23 protein-coding genes are annotated in these 22,973 nt (G+C 65.3%); 9 read left to right on the top strand and 14 right to left on the bottom strand.

Features of this window, described 5'->3' with window-relative positions; genetic code table 11:
- The 3 genes from AC1VVM_RS12015 to radA all read right to left on the bottom strand — a co-directional run bounded on the left by AC1VVM_RS12015 (position 1) and on the right by radA (position 2,418).
- Positions 1–432, bottom strand: coding sequence for an iron-sulfur cluster assembly scaffold protein (locus tag AC1VVM_RS12015; RefSeq protein WP_482904098.1), 432 nt, complete (start codon positions 430–432; stop codon positions 1–3).
- A gap of 5 nt (positions 433–437) precedes the next feature.
- A complete protein-coding gene (locus AC1VVM_RS12010) occupies positions 438–965 on the bottom strand; it encodes a CvpA family protein (RefSeq protein WP_132385348.1) in 528 nt (175 codons plus the stop codon).
- A gap of 85 nt (positions 966–1,050) precedes the next feature.
- Positions 1,051–2,418, bottom strand: a complete 1,368-nt coding sequence (gene radA / locus AC1VVM_RS12005) for a DNA repair protein RadA (RefSeq protein WP_482904097.1) — start codon at positions 2,416–2,418, stop codon at positions 1,051–1,053.
- 71 nt (positions 2,419–2,489) lie between these two features.
- Between radA and AC1VVM_RS12000 the strand changes: the two genes are divergently transcribed.
- Complete coding sequence (locus AC1VVM_RS12000) at positions 2,490–4,793, top strand: patatin-like protein (protein WP_482904096.1); 2,304 nt, start codon at positions 2,490–2,492, stop codon at positions 4,791–4,793.
- A 135-nt stretch (positions 4,794–4,928) separates the two neighbouring features.
- Here the strand turns inward: AC1VVM_RS12000 and dnaJ are convergent, their stop codons facing one another.
- Both dnaJ and dnaK read right to left on the bottom strand, forming a co-directional pair.
- Complete coding sequence (dnaJ, locus tag AC1VVM_RS11995; protein WP_132385345.1) at positions 4,929–6,062, bottom strand: molecular chaperone DnaJ; 1,134 nt, start codon at positions 6,060–6,062, stop codon at positions 4,929–4,931.
- A gap of 81 nt (positions 6,063–6,143) precedes the next feature.
- Positions 6,144–8,054 carry a molecular chaperone DnaK gene (dnaK, locus tag AC1VVM_RS11990; RefSeq protein WP_132385344.1) on the bottom strand — a complete coding sequence of 637 codons (1,911 nt, stop codon included), beginning with the start codon at positions 8,052–8,054 and terminating at the stop codon, positions 6,144–6,146.
- Positions 8,055–8,287: 233 nt separating this feature from the next.
- Here dnaK and AC1VVM_RS11985 point away from each other — a divergent pair, with 233 nt between their 5' ends.
- Both AC1VVM_RS11985 and AC1VVM_RS11980 read left to right on the top strand, forming a co-directional pair.
- Positions 8,288–8,938, top strand: a complete 651-nt coding sequence (locus AC1VVM_RS11985; RefSeq protein WP_482955096.1) for a copper chaperone PCu(A)C — start codon at positions 8,288–8,290, stop codon at positions 8,936–8,938.
- The gene (locus AC1VVM_RS11980; RefSeq protein ID WP_482905093.1) at positions 8,935–9,438 is read left to right on the top strand and encodes a vgr related protein; all 504 of its coding nucleotides are present in this window, start codon (positions 8,935–8,937) and stop codon (positions 9,436–9,438) included. Before AC1VVM_RS11985 ends, AC1VVM_RS11980 begins: the two co-directional genes overlap by 4 nt.
- Positions 9,439–9,445: 7 nt before the next feature.
- Here AC1VVM_RS11980 and AC1VVM_RS11975 read toward each other — a convergent pair whose 3' ends face one another.
- From AC1VVM_RS11975 to hrcA, 3 genes are all read right to left on the bottom strand, one after another.
- On the bottom strand, positions 9,446–9,700 hold the full coding sequence (locus AC1VVM_RS11975) for a glycine zipper domain-containing protein (RefSeq protein ID WP_132385342.1): 255 nt from the start codon (positions 9,698–9,700) through the stop codon (positions 9,446–9,448).
- A 130-nt stretch (positions 9,701–9,830) separates the two neighbouring features.
- Complete coding sequence (grpE, locus tag AC1VVM_RS11970; RefSeq protein ID WP_132385341.1) at positions 9,831–10,394, bottom strand: nucleotide exchange factor GrpE; 564 nt, start codon at positions 10,392–10,394, stop codon at positions 9,831–9,833.
- Positions 10,395–10,411: 17 nt separating this feature from the next.
- Positions 10,412–11,455: a heat-inducible transcriptional repressor HrcA gene (gene hrcA, locus AC1VVM_RS11965; protein ID WP_132385340.1), complete on the bottom strand. Its 1,044-nt coding sequence runs from the start codon at positions 11,453–11,455 to the stop codon at positions 10,412–10,414.
- Positions 11,456–11,553: 98 nt separating this feature from the next.
- On the opposite strand from hrcA, the gene rph reads away from it, so the two are divergent.
- The 4 genes from rph (at position 11,554) to AC1VVM_RS11945 (ending at position 15,038) form a co-directional block, all read left to right on the top strand.
- Positions 11,554–12,270 (top strand): ribonuclease PH, encoded by a 717-nt coding sequence (gene rph, locus AC1VVM_RS11960; RefSeq protein ID WP_132385339.1) that lies wholly within the window; start codon positions 11,554–11,556, stop codon positions 12,268–12,270.
- Between the two features lie 84 nt (positions 12,271–12,354).
- Positions 12,355–12,984 carry an RdgB/HAM1 family non-canonical purine NTP pyrophosphatase gene (rdgB, locus tag AC1VVM_RS11955; RefSeq protein ID WP_132385338.1) on the top strand — a complete coding sequence of 210 codons (630 nt, stop codon included), beginning with the start codon at positions 12,355–12,357 and terminating at the stop codon, positions 12,982–12,984.
- A 9-nt stretch (positions 12,985–12,993) separates the two neighbouring features.
- Positions 12,994–14,145, top strand: coding sequence for a radical SAM family heme chaperone HemW (gene hemW, locus AC1VVM_RS11950; protein ID WP_482955095.1), 1,152 nt, complete (start codon positions 12,994–12,996; stop codon positions 14,143–14,145).
- Positions 14,142–15,038: a tyrosine recombinase XerC gene (locus AC1VVM_RS11945; RefSeq protein ID WP_482904093.1), complete on the top strand. Its 897-nt coding sequence runs from the start codon at positions 14,142–14,144 to the stop codon at positions 15,036–15,038. Before hemW ends, AC1VVM_RS11945 begins: the two co-directional genes overlap by 4 nt.
- Positions 15,039–15,085: 47 nt before the next feature.
- Here AC1VVM_RS11945 and aqpZ read toward each other — a convergent pair whose 3' ends face one another.
- The 5 genes from aqpZ to rsmI all read right to left on the bottom strand — a co-directional run bounded on the left by aqpZ (position 15,086) and on the right by rsmI (position 18,863).
- Positions 15,086–15,784, bottom strand: a complete 699-nt coding sequence (gene aqpZ, locus AC1VVM_RS11940; protein WP_482904092.1) for an aquaporin Z — start codon at positions 15,782–15,784, stop codon at positions 15,086–15,088.
- Positions 15,785–15,873: 89 nt separating this feature from the next.
- Positions 15,874–16,497, bottom strand: a complete 624-nt coding sequence (locus AC1VVM_RS11935; protein ID WP_482955094.1) for a DedA family protein — start codon at positions 16,495–16,497, stop codon at positions 15,874–15,876.
- A 27-nt stretch (positions 16,498–16,524) separates the two neighbouring features.
- Positions 16,525–17,511, bottom strand: coding sequence for a glutathione synthase (gene gshB / locus AC1VVM_RS11930; RefSeq protein WP_482904090.1), 987 nt, complete (start codon positions 17,509–17,511; stop codon positions 16,525–16,527).
- Between the two features lie 151 nt (positions 17,512–17,662).
- Positions 17,663–18,025: a YraN family protein gene (locus AC1VVM_RS11925; protein WP_482955093.1), complete on the bottom strand. Its 363-nt coding sequence runs from the start codon at positions 18,023–18,025 to the stop codon at positions 17,663–17,665.
- Between the two features lie 10 nt (positions 18,026–18,035).
- Entirely contained in the window at positions 18,036–18,863 is an 828-nt protein-coding gene (gene rsmI / locus AC1VVM_RS11920; RefSeq protein WP_482904088.1) for a 16S rRNA (cytidine(1402)-2'-O)-methyltransferase, read from the bottom strand.
- Between the two features lie 40 nt (positions 18,864–18,903).
- Between rsmI and AC1VVM_RS11915 the strand changes: the two genes are divergently transcribed.
- A complete protein-coding gene (locus AC1VVM_RS11915) occupies positions 18,904–20,079 on the top strand; it encodes a penicillin-binding protein activator (RefSeq protein WP_482904087.1) in 1,176 nt (391 codons plus the stop codon).
- 133 nt (positions 20,080–20,212) lie between these two features.
- The gene (parE, locus tag AC1VVM_RS11910; RefSeq protein ID WP_482904086.1) at positions 20,213–22,222 is read left to right on the top strand and encodes a DNA topoisomerase IV subunit B; all 2,010 of its coding nucleotides are present in this window, start codon (positions 20,213–20,215) and stop codon (positions 22,220–22,222) included.
- A gap of 27 nt (positions 22,223–22,249) precedes the next feature.
- Here the strand turns inward: parE and AC1VVM_RS11905 are convergent, their stop codons facing one another.
- Positions 22,250–22,966: an NYN domain-containing protein gene (locus tag AC1VVM_RS11905; protein ID WP_132385328.1), complete on the bottom strand. Its 717-nt coding sequence runs from the start codon at positions 22,964–22,966 to the stop codon at positions 22,250–22,252.
- Positions 22,967–22,973: the final 7 nt, after the last annotated feature.

Raw genomic sequence — 22,973 nt, 5'->3', positions numbered from 1 at the left:
TTAACCGGTCTCGCCTGCCTCGGGAAGCGCGGCGAGAGCAGCTCTCCACGGGAGCATGACCGCGCCATGCCGCGCCGGATAGTCCCGCGCAGCGGCGATCGTTACAAGGCCGGGCCAATCGGGCAGCGGCGCGTCGCCGGAGAGCCAGCGGGAAATGGCTTGCCCCGCCTCGGCCAGTTCCGCACGGTTACGCCCCTGTGCGGCATCGGCGAAGATTGCGGCGGCTGCCTGTCCGATCGCACAGGCCTGGCTGCGCACGCCGAGCCTGGCGACTCTGCCCTCCCCGTCAAGCGAGAGGCCGAGCGCGATCGTGCTGCCGCAACTGGGCGAGCGCGCTTCCGCCGTGAAGGGCAGTTCGCCGTCCCAGCGGTATGTCGCCAGCCTTACCGCCAGGCCAAGGACTTCGGGGGTATAGAGGACCGTTGTTGCCATACCGGTCAGGACTTGCTGTCCTGCGCGTCGGCCGTCTGGGCCTCACGCCGCCGGTCGGCCAGCATCTTCACGAGCGCTTCGCTGCTGGCATTGACGAAGGAATAGGTCCGCGCCTCCTTGATCCAGTCGGGGCGGCCGGCCGCCCCCCAGATCGTGTCGTAGCCGAGCACCAGCACCGAGAAACCGATCACCGTGATCAGCACGCCCTTGACCGCACCGAAGCCGAAACCGAGCACCCGGTCGATCGGGCCCAGCAGCGAGGCGCGGCTTGCGCGGCCCGCCCAGTTGGCGACCAGCTTGACCGCCGCGAACGGCACCAGCAGGCAGAGCGCAAAGGCAAGGACAGGCGTTGCCGAACCGTCGCCGGTATGGGGTTCGAGCCAGTGTGCGACCGGCGTGTGCAGTGTGCGGATGGCGATGACAGCAGAGACCCACGCCCCCAGGGCAAGGATCTCTTGCACGAAACCACGCATGAAACCCGTGACGGCACCAACGCCGACGATGACGAGAACTGCAATATCGAAACCGGTCATGGTATCCGCGAAACTAGAGCCTGAAGATCGAAGAGATAACACCGAGAACGCCCATGGCGATCCTCGCTCCCTTCGCCGGCAGGCTCTAGGCATCCGCCAGAATACGGTCAACGAGGTTGGGCAACATAGAAAGGCCCGTGAAGTCCAGCCCCTTCTCGGGCTTGGTGGTGGCGACCGGACCGAACGCGCTACCGAATCCAAGCTTGGCCGATTCTCGCTGTCGGATCGATGAATGGGCCACCGGGCGAATCTCGCCCGCCAGCGAGACTTCGCCGAACCAGACCGCGTTCTTGGGCAGAGGGCGGTCCCCCAGCGCGGAAACCAACGCGGCGGCCACGGCAAGATCGGCGGCCGGGTCTGCCAGACGGTAGCCACCGGCGACGTTGAGATAGACTTCCGCACTGGAGAAATTGAGCCCGCAGCGCGCTTCCAGCACCGCCAGCAGCATGGCCATGCGGCCCGAATCCCAGCCAACCACGGCACGGCGCGGTGTCGCCCCGCTCTGAAGACGGACGATCAGCGCCTGGATCTCGATCAGGACCGGCCGCGTGCCCTCCATCGCCGCGAAAACCGCACTGCCTGCCATCGCGTCCTCACGACCCGACAGGAACAGCATCGACGGGTTGCCGACCTCGGCCAGCCCGGCACCTTCCATCGCGAAAACGCCGATCTCGTCGACCGGACCGAAGCGATTCTTGAGACTGCGCAGGATGCGGTACTGATGGCTGCGTTCGCCCTCGAAGCTCATCACCACGTCGACCATGTGTTCCAGCACGCGCGGACCGGCGATGCTGCCGTCCTTGGTGACATGGCCGACAAGGATCAGCGTGACGTCGTTTTCCTTGGCATAGCGGATCAGTTCGAAAGCGCAGCCACGCACCTGGCTGACCGTGCCGGGTGCGCCCTCGATCGTGTCCGAATGCATGGTCTGGATCGAATCGATCACCAGCAGCGAGGGCGGATCCATCATCCCCAGCGTCGTCAGGATATCGCGCACGGAAGTCGCTGAAGCGAGCTGGATCGGCGATTTCGACAGGCCAAGGCGTTCCGCTCGCAGGCGCACTTGCCCCGCCGCCTCTTCGCCGCTGACATAGACCGCCGTACTGCCGGAATTGGCGATATGCGCCGCAGCCTGAAGCAGCAGCGTCGATTTGCCGATGCCCGGATCACCGCCCAGCAGAATCGCCGAGCCCGGCACAAGTCCGCCGCCCAGTGCGCGGTCGAATTCGGCAAGTCCGCTCGCTCGCCGCTTGGGCAATTCGCCCGGGGCATCGAGGGGCGTAAACAGGATCGGCCGCCCGCCCGACGAAAGATCGTGCTTCGAGGAGAACACCGTCTGCGGCGCATCCTCGGACAGCGTGTTCCACTCGCTGCAATCGGGGCACTGACCCTGCCAGCGGTTGGAAACGCCTCCACAGGCCTGACAGACATATCTACGCTTGGGCTTCACCATGGCGCATCGATTATCTGGAACGGAATGAGAACGCAATTGCCTTTCGGCGCGAGCCGTTCCAAGCTAAGTGCATGCGCCAGAAGGAACTGCGGATCGCGCTCGTCTGCTACGGCGGCGTCAGCCTTGCCGTCTACATGCACGGTGTCACCAAGGAGCTGTGGAAGGTCCTCCAAGCCAGTCGTGCCTATTGGGCCGGCGATGTCGAACCGGTGGGGACCACCGCCGTCTACCTGCGCCTGCTGAGGGGGCTGGAAGCGGCCGGAAACCTGCGTTTGCGGGTGCTGTGCGACATTGTCGCCGGAGCCAGTGCAGGCGGCATCAACTCGATCTTTCTGGCGCAGGCGGTCCACTCGGGGCAGTCGCTGGAACCGCTGACCGACCTCTGGCTCGAATGCGCCGATGTCGACGAACTACTCGATCCCGAGGCGAAACCGTGGTCGGGGCGCACCAAGTTCTGGGCGCATCCACTCGTGTCTTATCTGCTGACACGGCCGGGCAATGCCGTGAATGCCAGCGTCGCCCCGGAAACGCGGCAGGAAGTGCGCGACAAGCTCTCCCGCCTGATCCGCTCGCGCTGGTTCGAGCCGCCTTTCAGCGGCATCGGCTTTTCGCGCCTGCTCGCGCGCGCGTTGACGGCCATGGGGGCGACTCAAGGGCCCGCCTTGTTGCCGCTGCGCCACCCGATCGACCTGTTCGTCACGGCCACCGACTTCAAGGGACATCTCGAAACCTTGCGGCTCCATTCACCCGAACTGGTGCTGGAAAGCGAACACCGGCTGACGTTCGGCTTCCGTGCGCGCAGCGGCGAACCGGAACTGGCGGCGCTTCCCGAGCTGGTGATGGCTGCGCGGTCGACCGCCAGCTTTCCCGGCGCATTCCCGCCGCTTCAGTTGGAGGAGATCGACCGGCTTGTCAGCGAAAGCGGCATCGATTGGCCGGGACGCGACGCGTTTGTGCGGCGGGTCATGCCCGAGCATGCGGCACGCGGCGATCTCGATTCGGTCTCGCTGATCGACGGTTCGGTGCTGGTGAACGCGCCCTTCGCAGATGCCATGCGGGTGCTGCGCGATCGCCCGGCCACGCGTGAGGTGGACCGCCGCTTCGTTTATATTGATCCCGCGCCGGACCGGATCGGCGCCGACCTCAGGCGCGATACCCGGCCTCCGGGCTTCTTCACCACGATCTTCGGTTCGCTCTCCTCGATCCCGCGCGAACAGCCGATTCGCGACAATCTGGAAGCGCTGGAGGAAGATTCGCGCGAGATGGCCACGCTGCGCGCCATCGTGCGCGCACTGCGGCCGGAGATCGAGGACACGGTGGGCAGCCTGTTCGGGCATACGCTGTTCCTTGACCGACCGACTCCCAAGCGGCTCGCAAACTGGCGGGCGCGCGCGCAGCAGGCCGCGTTCGAGCAGGCGGGCTTTGCGTACCACGGTTATGTCCAGGTCAAGTTTACCGGCGTCGTCACCATGCTGGCGCGGCTCGTGTTCGAAGCGGCGAAAGGGCTGGGTGTCGGCTCGACCGCGCCCATCGTCGAGCGGCTCTATTCCTATCTCTCGGAGAACGGGATCGACCGCATGCAGCCGCTGCGCGGGGGGACATCTCCCGGCATGGCGGCCTTCTTCCTCATGCAGGACATCTCCTTCCGCATCCGCCGTCTGCGCCTGCTGGCGCGCCGGGTAACGCAAGAATGGAGCCTCGACGGCGACGTTGACGAGAGCCAGCGCGACGCCGCGCGCGAGGCGATCTACGGCGCGCTGGCGCTCTATATCGACGCCGAATCGGTGTCATATCTGGGTGAGGAATTCACCGCGCTTGCCGAACGCGTGTTCGAGGACCCCGGTGCCCTGCTCGATCATGTTGCCGACCGCCGCGAGCTGCTGGAAATCGACGCGCAAGTAGACGAGATCCTTGCCGAAATGCTCTCGGCCATGCCGGCGGGACTGCGCAAGCGGCTGCTGCTCGCCTACCTCGGTTACCCGTTCTACGATACTGTGACGCTGCCTTTGCTGCGCGGCGATGGGCTGACCGAGTTCGATCCCGTGCGCGTAGACCGCATCTCGCCCGAGGACTGCACCGCGATCCGCGAAGGGCCGACCTTGCGCGGATCGGAATTCTACAACTTCGGCGCCTTCTTCAGCCGCGCCTACCGTGAGAACGATTATCTCTGGGGCCGCCTTCACGGCGCCGAGCGGATGATCGACCTGCTCGCTTCCACGCTGGACGGCGAATACGCGCTCCCGGAACGCGAGATCGAAACGCTGCGCCGGGACGCTTTTCTGGCGGTTTTGAAGGAAGAAGAGGATCGGCTGACTGCTGATCCGGAGCTCATCAAAAACCTGCGTGAAGAGGTGCTGCGCGGTGGGAACACCTGAGGCTCTCGTCCCAAAACCACTCGTCGCCCCCGCGCAGGCGGGGGCGACGCTGCCTTTTTGCTACATCGCAAGAAAAGCGGGGTCCACGCCCACGCGGGGACGACGAGGGTGTTATCGGATGAGTTCCCGCCCGAATTACTCGGTCAGGTCGTTCCACGCTTCCTTGATGCGGTCGAAGAAGCCCTTGGAACCGGGGCATTCCTCACCCGTCTCGGTGGACTGAAGTTCGCGCAGCAGTTCCTTCTGGCGCGCGGAAAGCTTGGTGGGTGTCTCGACGGTGATCTCGATAACGAGATCGCCCCGGCCCCTGCCCTGCAACACCGGCATGCCAGCGCCGCGCTTGCGCAACTGCTTGCCCGACTGGATGCCAGCGGGAATGTCGAGCGTGATCGGCTCGCCGTCGATGCCCGGAATCTCGATCGATCCGCCGAGTGCCGCCGTCGTGAACGTGATCGGGACCCGCGTCAGCAGCGAAGTGCCGTCGCGTTCGAACACCTTGTGGCGCTTCACATGAAGGAAGATGTAGAGATCGCCCGGAGGAGCGCCGAACGGCCCGGCCTCGCCCTTGCCGGCAAGACGGATGCGGGTACCCGAATCGACACCCGGCGGGATCTCCACCTGAAGCGTCTGGGGCTGATCCACCCGACCTTCGCCGCCACAGGAGCGGCACGGCTTTTCGATCACTTCGCCCCGGCCGTGGCAGGTGGGGCAAGTCCGCTCGACCACGAAGAAGCCTTGCTGCGCACGAACTTTGCCGTGGCCGCCGCACATGTTGCAGGTGCGCTTGCCGGTGCCAGGCTCGGCGCCCGAACCGTGGCAAGGCTCGCAGCTTTGCGAGACCTCGATGGTGATTTCGGTGGTCTTGCCCTGGAAAGCCTCGTCGAGGCTGATTTCCATGTCGTAGCGCAAGTCGGCGCCGCGGCGTGCCTGCTGGCGTCCGCCGCCGCCCCCGAAGGCGCTGCCGAAGATGGATTCGAAGATGTCGCCGATGTCACCGAATTCGGCGCCCATGCCGGGGCCGCCACCGCCCATGCCCTGCTGGAACGCAGCATGGCCATAGCGATCGTAGGCCGCCCGCTTCTGGGGGTCCTTGAGGCAATCGTAAGCTTCGCTGATCTGCTTGAAGCGCGCCTCGGAATCGCCGCAACCGGGATTCTTGTCGGGGTGATAGCGCATCGCGAGCCGGCGATAGGCGGACTTGATAGTCTTGTCGTCGGCGCTGCGCTCTACTTCGAGCAGTTCGTAATAGTCGATTTCGGTAGCTGACACGTTTCGTTATTCCCCGCGTGCGACCTGGCCGCCACCGCTACGATCCGTAACGATGGCGGCCACGCTTGTCATGAGGACCGGTCAGCCCTTGTTGTTTTCGTCGACTTCCGAGAATTCGGCGTCGACAACGCCATCGTCCTCGGCCGGAGCGGCGTCCGGAGACGCAGCCGAAGCCTGCTCCTTCTCGTAGATGGACTGACCCATCTTCATCGCCACTTCGGTCAGTGCCTGCGACTTGGCCGTGATGTCGGCGGAATCGCCGCCTTCGATCGCTGCCTTGGTCGCGGCGATGGCCGCTTCGACTTCCGACTTCAGGCCGGCGTCGATCTTGTCGCCATGCTCGGCGATCTGCTGCTCGGTCGCGTGGACGAGGCTGTCGGCGTTGTTCTTGGCCTCTGCGGCCTCACGACGCTTCTTGTCCTCTTCGGCGAACTTCTCGGCATCCTTGACCATCTGGTCGATGTCGTTGTCCGACAGACCGCCCGAAGCCTGGATGCGGATCTGCTGTTCCTTGCCGGTGCCCTTGTCCTTGGCAGAGACGTTGACGATGCCGTTGGCGTCGATGTCGAAGGTCACTTCGATCTGCGGCACGCCGCGACGTGCCGGCGGAATGCCGACGAGGTCGAACTGGCCGAGCATCTTGTTGTCCTGCGCCATCTCGCGCTCGCCCTGGAACACGCGGATGGTCACCGCCTGCTGGTTGTCCTCGGCGGTCGAGTAGACCTGGCTCTTCTTAGTCGGGATCGTCGTGTTACGGTCGATCATCTTGGTCATGATGCCGCCCAGCGTCTCGATACCCAGCGACAGCGGGGTCACGTCGAGCAGCAGCACGTCCTTGACGTCGCCCTGAAGCACGCCGGCCTGGATCGCGGCGCCCATGGCGACCACTTCGTCCGGGTTCACGCCGGTGTGCGGATCCTTGCCGAAGAAGTCCTTCACGACTTCGCGCACCTTGGGCATGCGGGTCATGCCGCCCACGAGCACGACGTCGTCGATGTCCTTGGCCGAGAGACCGGCATCGGCGATCGCCTTGCGGCAGGGTTCCAGCGTGCGCTGGATCAGGTCCGCAACCATCTTTTCAAGATCGGCGCGGGTAACGGTTTCGACGAGGTGCAGCGGGGTGGTGGCGCCGCCTTCCATGCGTGCGGTGATGAAGGGCAGGTTGACCTCGGTCGTCGCGGTGGACGACAGTTCGATCTTCGCCTTTTCGGCCGCTTCCTTCAGACGCTGCAGAGCCAGCTTGTCGCTGCGCAGGTCCATGCCTTCCTTGGCCTTGAACTTGTCGGCCAGCCATTCGACCAGCTTGGTGTCGAAGTCTTCACCGCCCAGGAACGTATCACCGTTGGTCGACTTCACTTCGAACACGCCGTCGCCGATTTCGAGGATCGAAACGTCGAAGGTGCCGCCGCCAAGATCGTAGACGGCGATGGTCTTGCCGTCCTGCTTGTCGAGGCCATAGGCCAGCGCGGCCGCAGTCGGCTCGTTGATGATGCGTAGCACTTCAAGACCGGCGATCTGGCCGGCGTCCTTGGTCGCCTGGCGCTGTGCGTCGTTGAAGTAGGCGGGCACGGTGATGACGGCCTGCGTCACGGTCTCGCCGAGGTACGATTCGGCGGTTTCCTTCATCTTCTGCAGAGTGAAAGCCGAGATCTGCGACGGGCTGTAGTCTTCGCCGCCGGCCTGGACCCAGGCGTCGCCGTTCTTGCCCTTGACGATGTGGTACGGAACCAACTCGGTGTCCTTCTTGGTCACCGGGTCGTCGAAGCGGCGGCCGATCAGGCGCTTCACCGCGAAAATCGTGTTGTCGCCGTTGGTCACGGCCTGGCGCTTTGCCGGCTGCCCGATCAGGCGCTCACCATCCTTGGTGAAAGCGACGATCGAGGGCGTCGTGCGAGCGCCTTCGGAATTCTCGATAACCTTCGGCTTGCCGCCGTCCATCACGGCCACGCAGCTATTGGTGGTGCCGAGGTCGATACCAATTACTTTTGCCATTATCCCCATTCCTCACGTCAGTGGATGACACCGCGCGGATAGCCCCCCCCGAACGAGGCAAGGCGGCTTGCACGGCTCGATGACGTTCAAGTCGTCGATGCGGCATATAGGTGCGGTTTGTGTTGGAACAAGAGCGTTGCAATGGCATTAGGCACGCGAAATTTTCATGGCCCCCAAATTTTTTACAGCCCAGAGACCGCCCCGGCCGAACGCCTGCCAGAAGGATGCCCAGCTTGAACATCAGCGTGAACATGAACGTCGACAAGAGCCGTACGCTGAGCCTGATCGCCGCCGCCCTGATCGTGACGCTGGCCGGCTGCAAGCAGGAGGCCTCGAATCCGCAGGACGGCACCGCCACTTCGGCGGCTGCGCAGGCGGGCACCGGCATCTCCGCACGCGATGGCAAGCTGGTCCTGCCGCCGATTCCCGGTCGTCCGGGCGCAGTCTACTTCACCGTGCGCAATGACGGTTCGGCACCTGTGGCGCTGACTTCCATCGAAGTTACCGGCGCGGGCAGCGCGCAGATGCACGAAACCAGCGGCGGGACGATGAAGGCGGTCGATTCGCTGCCTATCGCCCCGGGCGCCGAAATCGAATTCGCACCCGGCGGTCTCCACGTGATGGTCTTCGATATCTCGGGGGGGCTCAAGCCGGGCCTCACCACCGACCTCGTGCTGACCTTCTCCAATGGCAAAAAGCTGACGATGCCGGTCATGATCGACACCATGGGCGGCGGCGCCGATGGCAGCGACATGGACGGCATGGGGCCGATGGCAATGCCGAGCGGCGATGCTGGGGCCGGGGCCGGACACGGTCACGGCAATCACGGCGATCACGACAAGGGCGACGCCGCGATGGGGTCGATGCCGGGAATGGGCCACTGACCGTCCCGGGCGCCGCCCTCACCTGTCCAGCTGGCGGCGAACGCGGGCTGACGGCGGGGGAGGCAGCGCTCATCACCTCGGTCTTCGGCGCCGCGATCGACTGTGCGCCGGTTCGCATAAAGCGGCGACGCTGGTTTCCGGTGCAGCCGCCGCACGTCGTCATGGCGCCGTGCGGGCATTTGCACTTCCACCCGCGCTCACCGCTTTATGTTGACGATTTCGCTGAGGCCTCGCTGCCATTGCAGGGCCTCTTCATCCACGAAATGGTTCATGTCTGGCAGACGCAGCGCAAAGGTCGATGGTACCTTCCGCTGATGCGCCATCCGCTGTGCCGGTATGATTATACCCTGCGCCCCGGCTGGAAGCTGGAACGCTACGGCATCGAACAGCAAGCCGAGATCATCCGCCACGCCTTCCTGCTGGCGCGAGGAGAGCAGATCGCCGGCGCGCCGTCGCTGGAAAGCTACCGGGCGATACTGCCCTTTGGCGCGCCGTCCTAAACCGCGATCAGCAGTCGCGGTCCCAATAACGGTTACCGTCGCGGTCGTAGCGATAGCAGCCATTGTGCTTCTTCTGGGTCGAACCCACCGCGGCACCGGCCGCCGCGCCTATCGCCGCGCCCGCACCGGCATTACCGGCAATCGCACCGACACCGGCACCCAACGCACCGCCTGCCAAAGCGCCTTCGCCGCCGTAGTTACTGGCACATCCGGCCATGCCGAGCACGCCGGCAGCAATGATGGGAAGCATGAGCTTACGCATGACAATTCTCCCGAATCAGTTTCATACCTGAGCAACGGGCCGCCTGGCGGACGGTTCCTGTCCGCCGCGCGAATTGTCTACGACCCGCCCCCGCTCGTCGTGAGGAGGGCGGGCCGCCAAGGGTAGTCTATCAGTCCGGCTTCTTGGCCACGGCGACCATGGCCGGGCGCAGGAGGCGGTCCTTGATCATGTAACCGGCCTGGAGTTCCTGCACCACGGTACCGGGCTCCGCATCGGCCGAGGGGACCTCGATCATTGCCTGATGCTGGTTGGGATCGAGCGGCAGGCCCATCGCAGCGATTCGCGTGATGCCGTGGTTGGTGAAGACCTTGTCGATCTCGCGCCCGGTCGCCTCGATGCCGGCGACAAGGCTCTTCAGCTTGTCATCCTCGCGCAGTTCGGCGGGAATCGCCGTGAGTGCGCGGGCAAGGTTGTCGGCAACCGAAAGGATGTCCCGCGCGAAGCCCGTCGCGGCATAGGCGCGGGTGTCGGCGATGTCCTTTTCAAGGCGGCGACGTACGTTCTGGGTTTCGGCGCGCGCATAGAGCGCGTCCTGTTTGGACGTTTCGAGTTCCTCGCGCAGCTTTGCGACCTCGTCGCCAGCACTTGCCTTGTCGATCATGTCCTCGGGCACACCCTTCAGTTCTTCGGCCACGGCCGATTCTTCTGCCGACTGGGTTTTTTCTTCGGTCATTCTTCTTTGGTTCCAAGCTATCCGATGAGCTTGCCCAGGCTCTGGGCAGTGAAGTCCACCATGGGGACGACGCGCGCATAATTCAACCGAGTCGGGCCGATTACCCCCACCACTCCGACCACCCGACCCTCCCGGTCGCGATAGGGCGAGGCGATCACCGCCGAGCCGGAAAGCGCGAAAAGCCGGTTTTCGGAGCCGATGAAAATGCGCGTCGAATCGGCCTCGCGCGCAATGTCCAGCAGCTCGGCCACCGACTGCTTGTTCTCCAGATCGTCGAGCAGCGAGCGTACCCGTTCGAGATCGGACAGCGCCGTTTCATCGAGCAGGTTGGCCTGACCGCGCACGATCAGCACCGGGCGGTGCATGACATCCTCGCTCCAGACGGCAAGGCCGCGCTCCACGAGATCGCGGCTCGCCGCGTCGAGCGCCGAATGGCCGGAGGCGATCTCCGCACGCATGCTCCGCGCTGCTTCGGCAAGCGTCCGCCCGGCCAGATGCGCCGAAAGGTAGTTGGAGGCTTCCTCCAGCGCGCCCGGCGGCAAGCTCATCGGCAAATCGAGTACGCGGTTCTCCACTGCGCCGTCCTCACCCACCAGAACGGCCAATGCCCGGCCCGGCCCCAGTTCGACGAGCTGAAGCTGCACGAGTCGCGGTTCTCGCCGGGGCACCATGACCACGCCCGCGCCTGACGACATGCTGGACAGCAGCGCGCTGGTCGCCTCCAGCGCCGCCTCGATCGGGCCCGGCGCGGCGATGCGGCTTTCGATCGCCATGCGTTCCTCGGCCGTGGGTTCGGCCACTTGCATGATGCCGTCGACGAAGAGCCTCAGCCCCGCCTCGGTCGGCAGGCGGCCCGCGCTCGTGTGCGGCGCGGCCAGCAGGCCCAGCGATTCGAGGTCCGCCAGAACCGAGCGGATCGAGGCCGAGGAAAGATTTACCCCGCTCGTCCCCGCGAGCACTTTCGAGCCCACCGGGGTTCCGGTCGCAAGGTATCCCTCCACGACAAGGCGGAAAATGTCCCGGGCACGGGAGGTCAGTTCGGTTATCGGTTGGCTCGGCATCTCGCTTACAATTTAGGCAATGCCCTTGCGGCCTCAAGCCTATTCCGCCTAGGGGCACCGGGTTAATTCACGATCCGACTTCGAGCAGAGGAAATTCCATGCGACCTTCCGGCCGTGCGCCCGACGAGATGCGCGCTATCGACATCCAGACCGGTTTCACCAAGCACGCCGAAGGCTCGGTGCTGATTTCCTTCGGTGACACCCGCGTTCTCGTGACCGCTTCGGTCGAGGAAAAGGTGCCGCCGTTCCTGCGTGGCAAGGGTGAAGGCTGGGTAACGGCCGAATACTCGATGCTGCCCCGCGCCACCCACACGCGCGGTTCGCGTGAGGCCGCCAAGGGCAAGCAGTCCGGCCGCACGCAGGAAATCCAGCGCCTGATCGGCCGTAGCTTGCGCGCCGTGGTCGACATGAAGAAGCTCGGCGAGCGCCAGATCGTGCTCGACTGCGACGTGCTTCAGGCCGATGGCGGCACCCGCACCGCCTCGATCTCGGGCGCTTGGGTAGCGCTTCGCCTTGCCGTCGACAAGCTGATGGCTGAAGGCAAGATCAAGGAAGACCCGATCACCGGCCGCGTCGCCGCGATCTCCTGCGGCATCTGCGAGGGCACGCCGGTGCTCGATCTCGATTACGTCGAGGACAGCGCCGCCGATGCCGACGCCAACTTCGTGCTCATCGAAGGCGGCATGATCGCCGAAGCACAGGCAACCGCCGAAGGCGCGACTTACGACGAAGAAGGCCTGCTGCGCCTCCTCCGCCTTGCCCGTATCGGCTGCGACGGCATCTTCGCCGCGCAGGCCAAGGCGGTCGGACGCTAAGTTACCTCCCCCCACGACATTCCGTCGCCCCGCGCACGCGCCGGGGCGACGGAATTTAAGTACTAAGTACATCGGAAGCAGAGCATGACCCGCAAGCTCGGAAACACCCGCCTCGTCATCGCCACGCACAACGCGGGCAAGCTGAAGGAAATCTCGGCTCTGCTCGCGCCCCATGGGCTCGAATGCGTGTCGGCGGGCGAGCTTGGCCTGCCCGAACCGAAAGAGACCGGCACGACGTTCGTCGAGAACGCGCTGCTCAAGGCCCATGCCGCCGCGAAGGCGTCCGGGCTGCCGGCGCTCGCCGATGACAGCGGCCTCTCCGTGGTCGCGCTGGACGGGCGCCCCGGCGTCTACACCGCAGACTGGGCCGAGCGTCAGTGGTTCGAAGGCCCCAAGGGCCGCGACTGGTTCATGGCGATGGGCAAAGTCGAGGGGCTGCTCTGCGAACAGGGTCCCGACGTCGATCGCTCCTGCTGGTTCTCCTGCGTCCTCGCGATTGCCTGGCCCGATGGTGAAGAGGCCGTCTACGAGGGCCGTTCCAACGGCACGATGACCTGGCCGCCGCGCGGCACGATGGGCTTCGGCTACGATCCGATCTTCGTGCCCGATGGCTTCGAGATGACTTTCGCCGAACTCGATCCCGCGGACAAGGACCGCATCAGCCACCGCGCCGACGCCTTCGCCAAGCTGGTCGCGGAGCAGTTTGCCGCGTAAAGACCTGCCATGGCCCGCGCACTCTACATTCATTGGCCGTTTTGCCTCGCAAAGTGCCCCTATTGCGACTTCAACAGCCATGTGCGCGAGCGGGTCGAGCATGATCGCTGGCAGACGGGCCTACTGGCCGACATGCGGCGCGAACACGAAGTCGCGGGCGGAGAAAAGCTGTCGTCGATCTTCTTCGGCGGCGGCACGCCCTCGCTGATGCCCCCTGCCCTTGTGGCACGACTTCTTGAGGAAGCGGAAACGCTCTGGGGCTTTGACGAGGGCATCGAGATCACGCTGGAGGGCAATCCCTCCTCCGTCGAGGCAGCAAACTACGCCGCGCTGGCCGGGGCGGGCGTCAACCGCGTGTCGCTCGGGCTTCAGGCGCTGGATAATGAGACACTGCGATTCCTCGGTCGTCTGCACGATGCCAGCGAGGGTTTGAAGGCGCTCGACGTGGCGCAAAAGCAATTTGTGCGCGTCAGCTTCGACCTCATTTACGCGCGGCCGGGACAGAACCTCGACCAGTGGCGTGCGGAACTGGAACGCGCGCTCTCCTACGGCACTGGGCACCTTTCGCTCTACCAATTGACCATCGAGCCGGGCACCAAGTTCGCGACGATGGTGCGTCAGCACGAGTTCGAGCCGCTGGATGAGGACGCCTCAGCCGACATGTTCGCCCTCACGCGCGAGATGACGGCGGCCGCCGGAATTCCGGCCTATGAGATCAGCAACCACGCTCGTCCGGGCGAGGAAAGCCGCCACAACCTCGCCTACTGGCGTTATCAGGACTATTGCGGCATCGGCCCCGGCGCGCATGGACGGCGCGGCGGTGTGGCAACCACGCGCCATCGCAAGCCCGAGAACTGGCTGGAAGCGATCGACCGCGCCGGCCACGGCATCAACGAAACCCGCGAACTCGGCCGCCGCGAGCAGGCGAGCGAGGCCATGCTGATGGGCCTGCGCCTTGGCGAAGGTGTCGATCTCGACGCCACGGCGTCACGCTTCGGTCTTTCTGCCGCTGAGTTGTGCGACGACGCCAAGGCCGCGTTCTACGGAACGCAGGGCCTCGTCCGGCGCGAGGGCAAGCGCCTGATCGTGACCGAGGCCGGAATGGCACTGCTCGATGGCCTGCTCGCCGAGCTGGTGCCCGCCGATCTCGTCGAGACATGACCAAGGCGGACTTGCTCGAAGCCTGGGGCAGCCACCTCGTCCATGCCCGGCGGCGCAGTCCGCATACCTGCCGCGCCTACATCGCCACTGCCGCGCGGCTGATCGACGGCCTTGAAACGCCTGACTGGGATGCGCTGACCCGCGTCGATGCCGCCGCCTTGCGTCGCCATCTCGCGGATCGGCGCGAGGACGGGATCGGCAATGTTTCGGCCGCGCGCGAACTATCCGCCATCAAGGCCTTCCTCACTTTCGCCCGCGCGCAGGCAGGTGTGTCCGAACGCGCTGGACCGCGTATCCGGGGGCCGCGCATCAAGAAGGGCATTCCGCGCCCGGTCACGCCGGACGAAGCCGTAAATCTCGCCGCTACCGTGGAGGAAGATGCTCGTGAGGAGTGGATCGGCGCACGGGATCGCGCCGTGCTCTTGCTGCTCTATGGCGCCGGAATGCGTATTGCCGAGGCACTCTCGCTGACCGGCGCGGCCATGCCGCTTGGGGAGACGATCACGGTCACGGGCAAGGGCAACAAGCAGCGGGTCGTGCCGCTTCTGCCGGTGGTGCGCGAAGGGGTCGCGGACTATGTGGACAAGTGCCCCTGGCCGCTTGAGCGCAGCGGTCCGCTGTTTCGCGGCGCCAAAGGCGGCGGGTTGTCTCAAGGCATGGTGCAGAAGGCCATGGCGCGCGCGCGCATCGCGCTCGGCCTGCCCTCCACCGCGACGCCGCATGCCCTGCGCCACAGCTTCGCGACGCATCTGCTGGGTGCGGGTGCGGACCTGAGGAGTCTTCAGGAACTGCTCGGCCACGCGAGCCTTGGCTCGACGCAGATCTATACGAAAGTGGACGCGGCGACGCTGCTTGACGTCTACCGCAACGCCCACCCGCGCGAGCAGGGGTAGAAATCAGAGGGGGAACAGGGGGCACGTGGCCCCCTGCGTCAGCCCATTCAGATCGCGCCTTCGTCTGGCGCCAGCAGGAAACGCCAGATCAGCGCGCCGATGGCCGCGCCGACCAGCGGAGCCACCCAAAACACCCAGAGCTGGCTGAGTGCCGCCGTCTCCGCGAAGAGTGCCACGCCGGTCGAGCGAGCCGGGTTCACCGAGGTATTGGTGACCGGGATCGAGATCAGGTGGATCAGCGTGAGCGCCAGACCAATGGCCAGCGGGCCGAATCCGGCCGGTGCTATCCTGGAGGTCGAGCCAAGGATGACGATGATGAAGCCCGCCGTCAGGATCGTCTCGATGAGCAGCGCCGCGTGGAGCGAATAGCCACCGGGCGAAAGATCGCCGAAGCCGTTGGTGGCAAAGCCGCCGGGTGTCCACCCCGCCTTGCCCGAAGCGATAGCGAAGAGCGCCGCCGCCGCCACGATGGCGCCGATGACCTGGGCGATCCAGTAGGGGATCAGGTCTTTCCAGTCGAGCCGGCCGCCGACGGCCATGCCGAACGACACCGCCGGATTGAAGTGTCCGCCGGAAATCGCGCCGACCGCATAGGCCATTGTCACCACTGTAAGCCCGAAGGCCAGTGCGACGCCGGCAAATCCAATGCCAAGTTGAGGGAAGGCCGCTGCGAGGACTGCAGAACCGCAGCCTCCGAAAACAAGCCAGAAGGTACCGAAGAATTCAGCTGCCAGTCTCTTGGACATAACGCCTGCTCCCCTATGGTTGCGGGGGAAGAATACGTCAGTATGCTTAAGCAGGATAGCTGGGAATTACACTAAGCCGATATCCGACTTCATTTTTTTACATGAAGGGGATTCTGGCCGGTCGGCTTCCAGCTCATGACGCGCCAGAGATACCAGCAGAGCGTCATTATCGCGAGCACCAGCGTACCCCAGCCGATCCACTGCCCGGCCTCCGCGAAACGGCGTCCGAGCCACTGACCGCCCATCAGCAGAAGCGTGTTCCAGACCGCCGCTCCGGCAGCCGTATAGAGAAGAAACGGCACGCGCCGCATATACGCGAGACCCGCCGGAATCGAGATCATCGTGCGGAACATCGGCATGAAGCGCATGACGAAAACGACCCAGTGGCCCCGTCGCCGGAAGAAGTCTCCTGCCCGCTCCACATCATGCCATTCCATCGTCAGCCAGCGCCCCCAGCGGTCGACCAGCGGCCGCAACCGCTCGTAGCCAAGCCGGTCCGCGATGAGGAACAGGATGTAGTTGCCCACGGTGCAACCCAGCGTCCCGGCCAGCAGGACCGGCCAGAACGTCATCGTCCCGCGCGCCAACGCGATCCCGGCGACACCCATGATGAGTTCGGACGGGATCGGCGGCACCAGGTTTTCCAGCGCCATCAGGAAAGCGATGCCCCAGTAACCGCCACCTTCGATCAGGTGGATTACCCATTCATCCATGGCGGCATTCCCGGGGCAGGCTTACGGTCACATCGCCGCGTGGCGGATTTCGATGGCTTCCCAGATGAGTGCTCCGGTATCTGTGCCGTTGAATCGGTCTATCGCGACGATACCCGTGGGCGATGTCACATTGATTTCGGTCAGCCATTTTCCGCCAATCACGTCGATGCCGACGAATACCAGCCCGCGCGCCTTGAGTTCAGGGCCAAGCGCCGCACAGATCTCCATTTCGGTCGAAGTGAGTTCGGTCGCCTCCGCCGAGCCGCCCACTGCAAGGTTGGAGCGGAATTCGCCGGCGCCGGGGCGGCGATTGATCGCGCCCGCAACCACGCCGTCGACCAGTACGATGCGCTTGTCGCCTTCCGAAACGTCGGGAAGGAAGGGCTGGACCATGAACGGTTCGACCCAGGCGTTCTCGAACATCTCGATCAGCGCGCCGAGGTTGCTGCCGTCGGCAGGCACGCGGAACACAGCCTTGCCGCCATTGCCGTGGAGCGGCTTGATGACCAGATCGCCACCGAAACCGGCCTCGATATTGCGCTGCTGGAACAGGCGCACGTCCTCGATACGGCGGGCGATGAAGGTCGGCGGCATGAAGCGCGCGAAGTCGAGCACAAAGACCTTCTCAGGCGCGTTGCGGACCGAGGCGGGATCGTTGACCACCAGAGTCCGCCCGGCAAGCCGTTCGAGCAAGTGCGTGGCAGTGATATAGCCAAGGTCGAACGGCGGATCCTGCCGCATCAGCACCACGTCGATATCCGCGGCAAGGTCGATCAGGCGATAGTCGCCGCGCGTGAAATGCGCGCCTTCGACGCGCTGGACGGCGACCGGCGCGGCCCAGCAGGTAAGCCGACCGCCCGCGCCTTCGGAAGCGTCGTAGGCCAAGGTCCGCACGTCATAATGAAACAGAGTATGCCCGCGCTCCTGCGCAGCAAGCATCAGGGCAAAGGACGAATCGCCCGCGATGTTGATCGTTTCGAGCGGGTCCATCTGGATGGCGACGCGTAGGCTCATGGAATTCGGTTCCTCGGGAGAATCTGGGGGAGGATAACGGGGGGAACTACGGGGCGGAGGCTTAATGAAATTCGGCAAGCCGTGCGAATAATTTCGTCGCCGTTCCTCGCCCTATTTCTTCGATCGATACCGGACTTCCTACCCCCCGCTGTCACGCGAAAGGTTGCCAGGCATTGGCAATCCGTCGCGGCCAGCACCCCGGCGACAGCAGCAGGACATCAATCCTGAGGCTGTCGCCGGGTTTCTGATAGCGCGGCGCAAGCGCTTCGGCGGCCGCCGCGACACGCCGCAGCCGATAGCCATCGATCGCATGGTCGAGATCGGCCTTGCGGGCGCGCCATTTCACTTCGACGAAGCAGAGCACCCGGCCGCGCCGCGCCACCAGGTCCACTTCGCCGCGCGGCGTCTTCACCCGATCGGCAAGGATCCGCCAGCCCGACAGGCGCAAGTACCAGAGCGCGAGCGCCTCGCCCCGTCGGCCCTGCCGTTCCGCCCTTGCGCGCTGCTCGCTCACCGGATGGCGCTCACTTCAGTTCGAGCGCGCGCGCATAGAGGGTCTTGCGGTCGAGCCCGGTCGCCTTGGCCACGCTCGCCGCTGCCTGCGAGGGCTTGGCTTCCTCCAGCGCGGCGCGGAGCAGCGCATCGACGTCGACCTCCCCCATCGGCTCGTCGCCGGGCGGGCCGACCAGCAGCACGATCTCACCCTTGGGCGGATGCGCGGCATAATGCGCGATCAGCTCCTGCGGCGTGCCGCTGCGGCATTCCTCGAACTTCTTGGTCAGTTCGCGCGCGACCGCCACTTCGCGGCCCGGCAGCACCGAATCGATTGCCGCCAGCGCATCTTCAAGACGCGGCGCGGTTTCGTAGAACACCAGCGTCGCCGGAACGCGCGCCAGATCGCCCAGAACCGTCTCGCGCGCCTTGACCTTGTTGGGCAGGAAACCGGCGAACAGGAAGCGGTCGTTGGGAAGGCCGGAGAGCGTCATCGCCATGACCGCTGCATTGGCACCGGGCAGGCTGGTGACAGCAATTCCCCGCTCACGCGCGGTGCGGACCAGACGGTAGCCCGGGTCGGAAATCAGCGGAGTTCCGGCATCGCTGACCAGCGCCACCGGCTCGTTTGCCATCAGTGAGAGCAGCCGCTCGCGGTCCCCCTCCCCGGCATGATCGTCGTAGCGGATGAGGCGCTGCTTGATACCCAGGTGGTGGAGCAATTTGCCCGTTACCCGCGTATCTTCGCAAGCGACCGCACTCACGCCCCGAAGCGTCTCTACGGCGCGGACTGTAATGTCCCCAAGGTTGCCAATGGGGGTTGCCACTATGTAGAGGCCTGGCGAAAGACTGTTTTCCATTATCGGCCTCATGGCCCAAGGACTGCGGGAGCGGCAAGCAATGTTCGACAAGAGCCTGAATGGACGACCCAATCGGCGTAATTTTCTGGCCGGGGCCGCCATGGCACTGCTTGCGGGCTGCGCGGTCGTTCCCAAGGCTCCCGCGCCTGCTCCCGCACCAACGCCCGCTCCCAGCGACAACGTCGTCGCCACCGATACCGAGCGCCACCGCGTAGCCCTGCTGGTGCCCACCACGGGTCCCAATGCCGGGGTCGGCCAATCGCTGGCCAATGCGGCGAACATGGCGATCCTCGATACCGGCGCGAAGGACCTGCGGATCACGGTCTACGACACCGGCACCAACCCCGGCGAGGCCGCGCGCCGCGCGGTGACGGACGGCAACAAGCTGATCCTCGGCCCGCTGCTCGCCGACGACATCGCCGCCGTGCGCGCCGTTGCCCGGCCTGCGCGAGTGCCGCTGATCTCGTTCTCAAACGACGAGAAAGCCGCCGAGAGCGAAGTCTTCATCATCGGCAACCTGCCCGGCCAGTCGGTCGCGCGCACGGTGGCCTATGCCCGCCAACAGGGCGTTTCGAGCTTCGCCGCGCTGGTTCCGCGCGGCGAGTATGGCGAACGCGTGAGCAGTGCCCTGCTCGCGTCGGTACGCGCCAGTGGCGGCACCGTGCTGGCCATGGAGCCCTATGACCGTACCGCCGCCTCGATCAGCGCCGCAGCGACGCGGATCAAGGCCAAGGGCGGCTTCGGCGCACTGTTGATCGCCGACAGCGGCGGCCTCTCCTCACGCGCCGCCACCACGTTCCGCACCGGAGGCGGCACCGGCACGGTCCGCCTGCTCGGCACCGAACTCTGGAGCGGCGAAAAGGAACTGACGACCACTCCGGCCCTGAACGGCGCCTGGTTCGCCACAGTGTCGGACACCCGCTTCGGCCAGTTCGCCAAGAGCTACCGCGCGCGGTTCGGCGCCCAGCCCTTCCGCATCGCCACGCTCGGTTACGATGCGGTGCTGCTGACCCTGCGTGTCTCGCGCGCATGGAAGCCTGGAGCGATCTTCCCGACGGCGGACATGTTTGCGCCCGACGGATTCCTGGGCGTCGACGGTGCCTTCCGCTTCAACCGCAACGGTCTGATCGAGCGCGCGCTGGAAGTGCGCGCGGTGGAGAGCGGCGGCGTCAAGGTGATCGACGCCGCGCCGACCGGGTTCGCCAAGGGCAAATAATCGCGAGCGGAGGCACCGTCGGCCGGCTGCCTCCGCATTTTGTTCCCTTTTTCTTCTCCATTCAACCAAACCCCTGCGGATAAGCACAAGCGCCTGCTTGATCGCTGATTCCGGGCCTGCCTATAGTCCGCCCATGTCCGATGACCTCTTCGACAAGCTCCCCTCCGCCGCAGGGGAAACCTATGACGGTTCCGCGATCGAGGTGCTGGAGGGGCTGGAGCCCGTCCGCCGCCGTCCGGGCATGTATATCGGCGGCACCGATGAGCGCGCGCTGCATCACCTTGCCGCCGAAGTGCTCGACAACGCGATGGACGAGGCTGTCGCCGGTCACGCCAACCGTATCGAAGTGACGCTGGAAGAGGAGCCGGGCACCGCCGGGCGCCTCACCATCACCGACAACGGACGTGGCATCCCGGTCGACGAGCACCCCAAGTTCCCGGGCAAGTCGGCGCTGGAGGTCATCCTCTCCACGCTGCACTCGGGCGGCAAGTTTTCCGGCAAGGCCTATGCCACGTCGGGCGGCCTCCACGGCGTCGGCATCTCGGTGGTGAACGCGCTCTCGGTGAAGACCCGCATCGAAGTTGCGCGCAACAAGGAACTGTTCGCGCAGGAATTCTCGCGCGGGCAGACGCTTGGCCCGCTCCAGAAAGTCGGCGCGGCGCCCAACCGGCGCGGTACGGCCGTGACCTTCACGCCCGATCCCGAAATCTTTGGCGACCAGAAGTTCAAGCCCGCCCGCCTCTTCAAGCTGGTCCGCTCCAAGGCCTACCTTTTCGCCGGCGTCGAGATCCGCTGGAAATGCGCGCCCTCGCTTACCTCCGAAGAGGTGCCGGCAGAGGCGACGTTCCAGTTCCCCGGCGGTTTGGCCGACCATCTGGCCGAGCAAATCGGCGGCCGCGAATGCGTGACCACGCAGTTCTTCTCCGGCACGCAGGATTTCCCGCGCGGCGATGACGGTTCCGAACAGGGCCGCGTCGAATGGGCGATCGCCTGGCCGCTCTATTCCGACGGTTCCTATTCCTGGTACTGCAACACCATTCCGACCCCGGATGGCGGCACCCACGAACAGGGCCTGCGTGCGGCGCTGACTAAGGGCATCCGCGCTTTCGCGGACCTTGTGGGGCAGGCGAAGAAGGCCAAGGACATCACTCCGGACGACGTGGTGACGGGCAGCGAGGTCATGCTCTCGGTCTTCGTCCGCGACCCCCAGTTCCAGAGCCAGACGAAGGACCGACTGACCAGCCCCGAGGCCGCGCGCCTTGTCGAAGCGGCGATGCGCGATCACTTCGATCACTTCCTGACCGACAACATGGAGCGCGGCAAGGCGCTGCTCGGCTCGATCATGGAGCGCATGGATGAGCGGCTTCGCAGAAAAGCGGAGCGCGAGGTCAAGCGCAAGACCGCCACCAATGCCAAGAAGCTGCGCCTGCCCGGCAAGCTCACCGACTGTTCGGGTGAAGGCGATGGCGAGACCGAACTGTTCATCGTCGAAGGCGATTCGGCAGGCGGATCGGCCAAGCAGGCGCGTGACCGCAAGACGCAGGCGATCCTGCCGATCCGTGGCAAGATCCTCAATGTCGCCAGCGCCACCAACGACAAGATCCGCGCCAATCAGGAAATCGCGGACCTTGGCCTCGCACTCGGCTGCGGCACCCGCAAGGACTGCAACGCGGACGACTTGCGCTACGACCGCATCGTCATCATGACCGACGCCGACGTCGACGGCGCCCACATCGCGACGCTGCTGATGACGTTCTTCTTCCAGGAGATGCCGGACATCGTGCGGCGCGGGCACCTCTACCTTGCCCAGCCGCCGCTCTACCGCCTGACGGCGGGTTCGACCTCGGCCTATGCCCGCGACGATGCGCACCGCGCCGAGCTGGAAAAGACCGTGTTCAAGGGCAAGAAGGTCGAAGTCGGCCGCTTCAAGGGCCTTGGCGAGATGAACCCGCAGCAGCTGCGGGAGACGACGATGAGCCCGGCCTCGCGCTCGCTGATCCGGATCACCCTGCCGCCCGAATACGAGGACCGCGCGGCGGTGAAGGACCTTGTCGACCGCCTGATGGGCCGCAATCCCGAACACCGCTTCCAGTTCATCCAGAACCGCGCAGGCGAGATCGATCCGGAACTGATCGACGCGTGAGGCTTAGGCGGGCACTGCTCGCCAGCCTCAGCGCATCCGCTTGATGAACAACCCGCTGTCGCGCATTTCCGTCGCGAAGTTGGGAAGTGTCTTCACCAGTTCCGACAGGCGCGAGAAACCATAGCTGCGGGCATCGAAGCTGGACCGGTTGGCAACGCGCTGGCCGACTTCCGAGAGACTGGCATAGCCGTTCTCGTCACGCTTGCTGGCCTTCCAGCCCTCGCCGATGAGCTTGACCAGATCGGCGTCGATGGGCGGCACAGTGGTCTCGCCCGGCGTCTCGTCCTCATCGGCGGCGGGTAGCGCGGCAAGGTCGATGAACCGGGTGCAGGCCTCGCGAAATGCCTCGGGCGTGCGGCTCGTGCCGAAGCCATAGACCGGCGTGCCGTTCTGGCGGATGCGGATGGCGAGCGGCATGAAATCGCTGTCGCTGGTCATCAGGCCGAAGCCGTCGACATGGCCATCGTAAAGCAGGTCCATCGCGTCGATCGTCATTTTCATGTCGGTCGCGTTCTTGCCCTTGGTCACGTCGAACTGCTGCTGCGGTTCCAGCGCGTGACGGTGGACGAGTCTGGACCATCCCTTGAGCGAAGCCTTGCTCCAGTTCCCGTAGACGCGCCGGACATTGACCGAGCCGAGATCGCCGAGGATGGTCAGCGCCGCCTCAAGGTGACTGGGCGAGGCATTGTCGGCATCGATCAGCAGGGCAATGTTGCGCGCGGCGCGGGGCTTGTTCTCGGGCACCTCAGGC

The sequence above is a fragment of the Novosphingobium sp. BL-S-33 genome (assembly GCF_056857025.1).
This window is presented reverse-complemented; position numbering and strand designations above follow the sequence as displayed.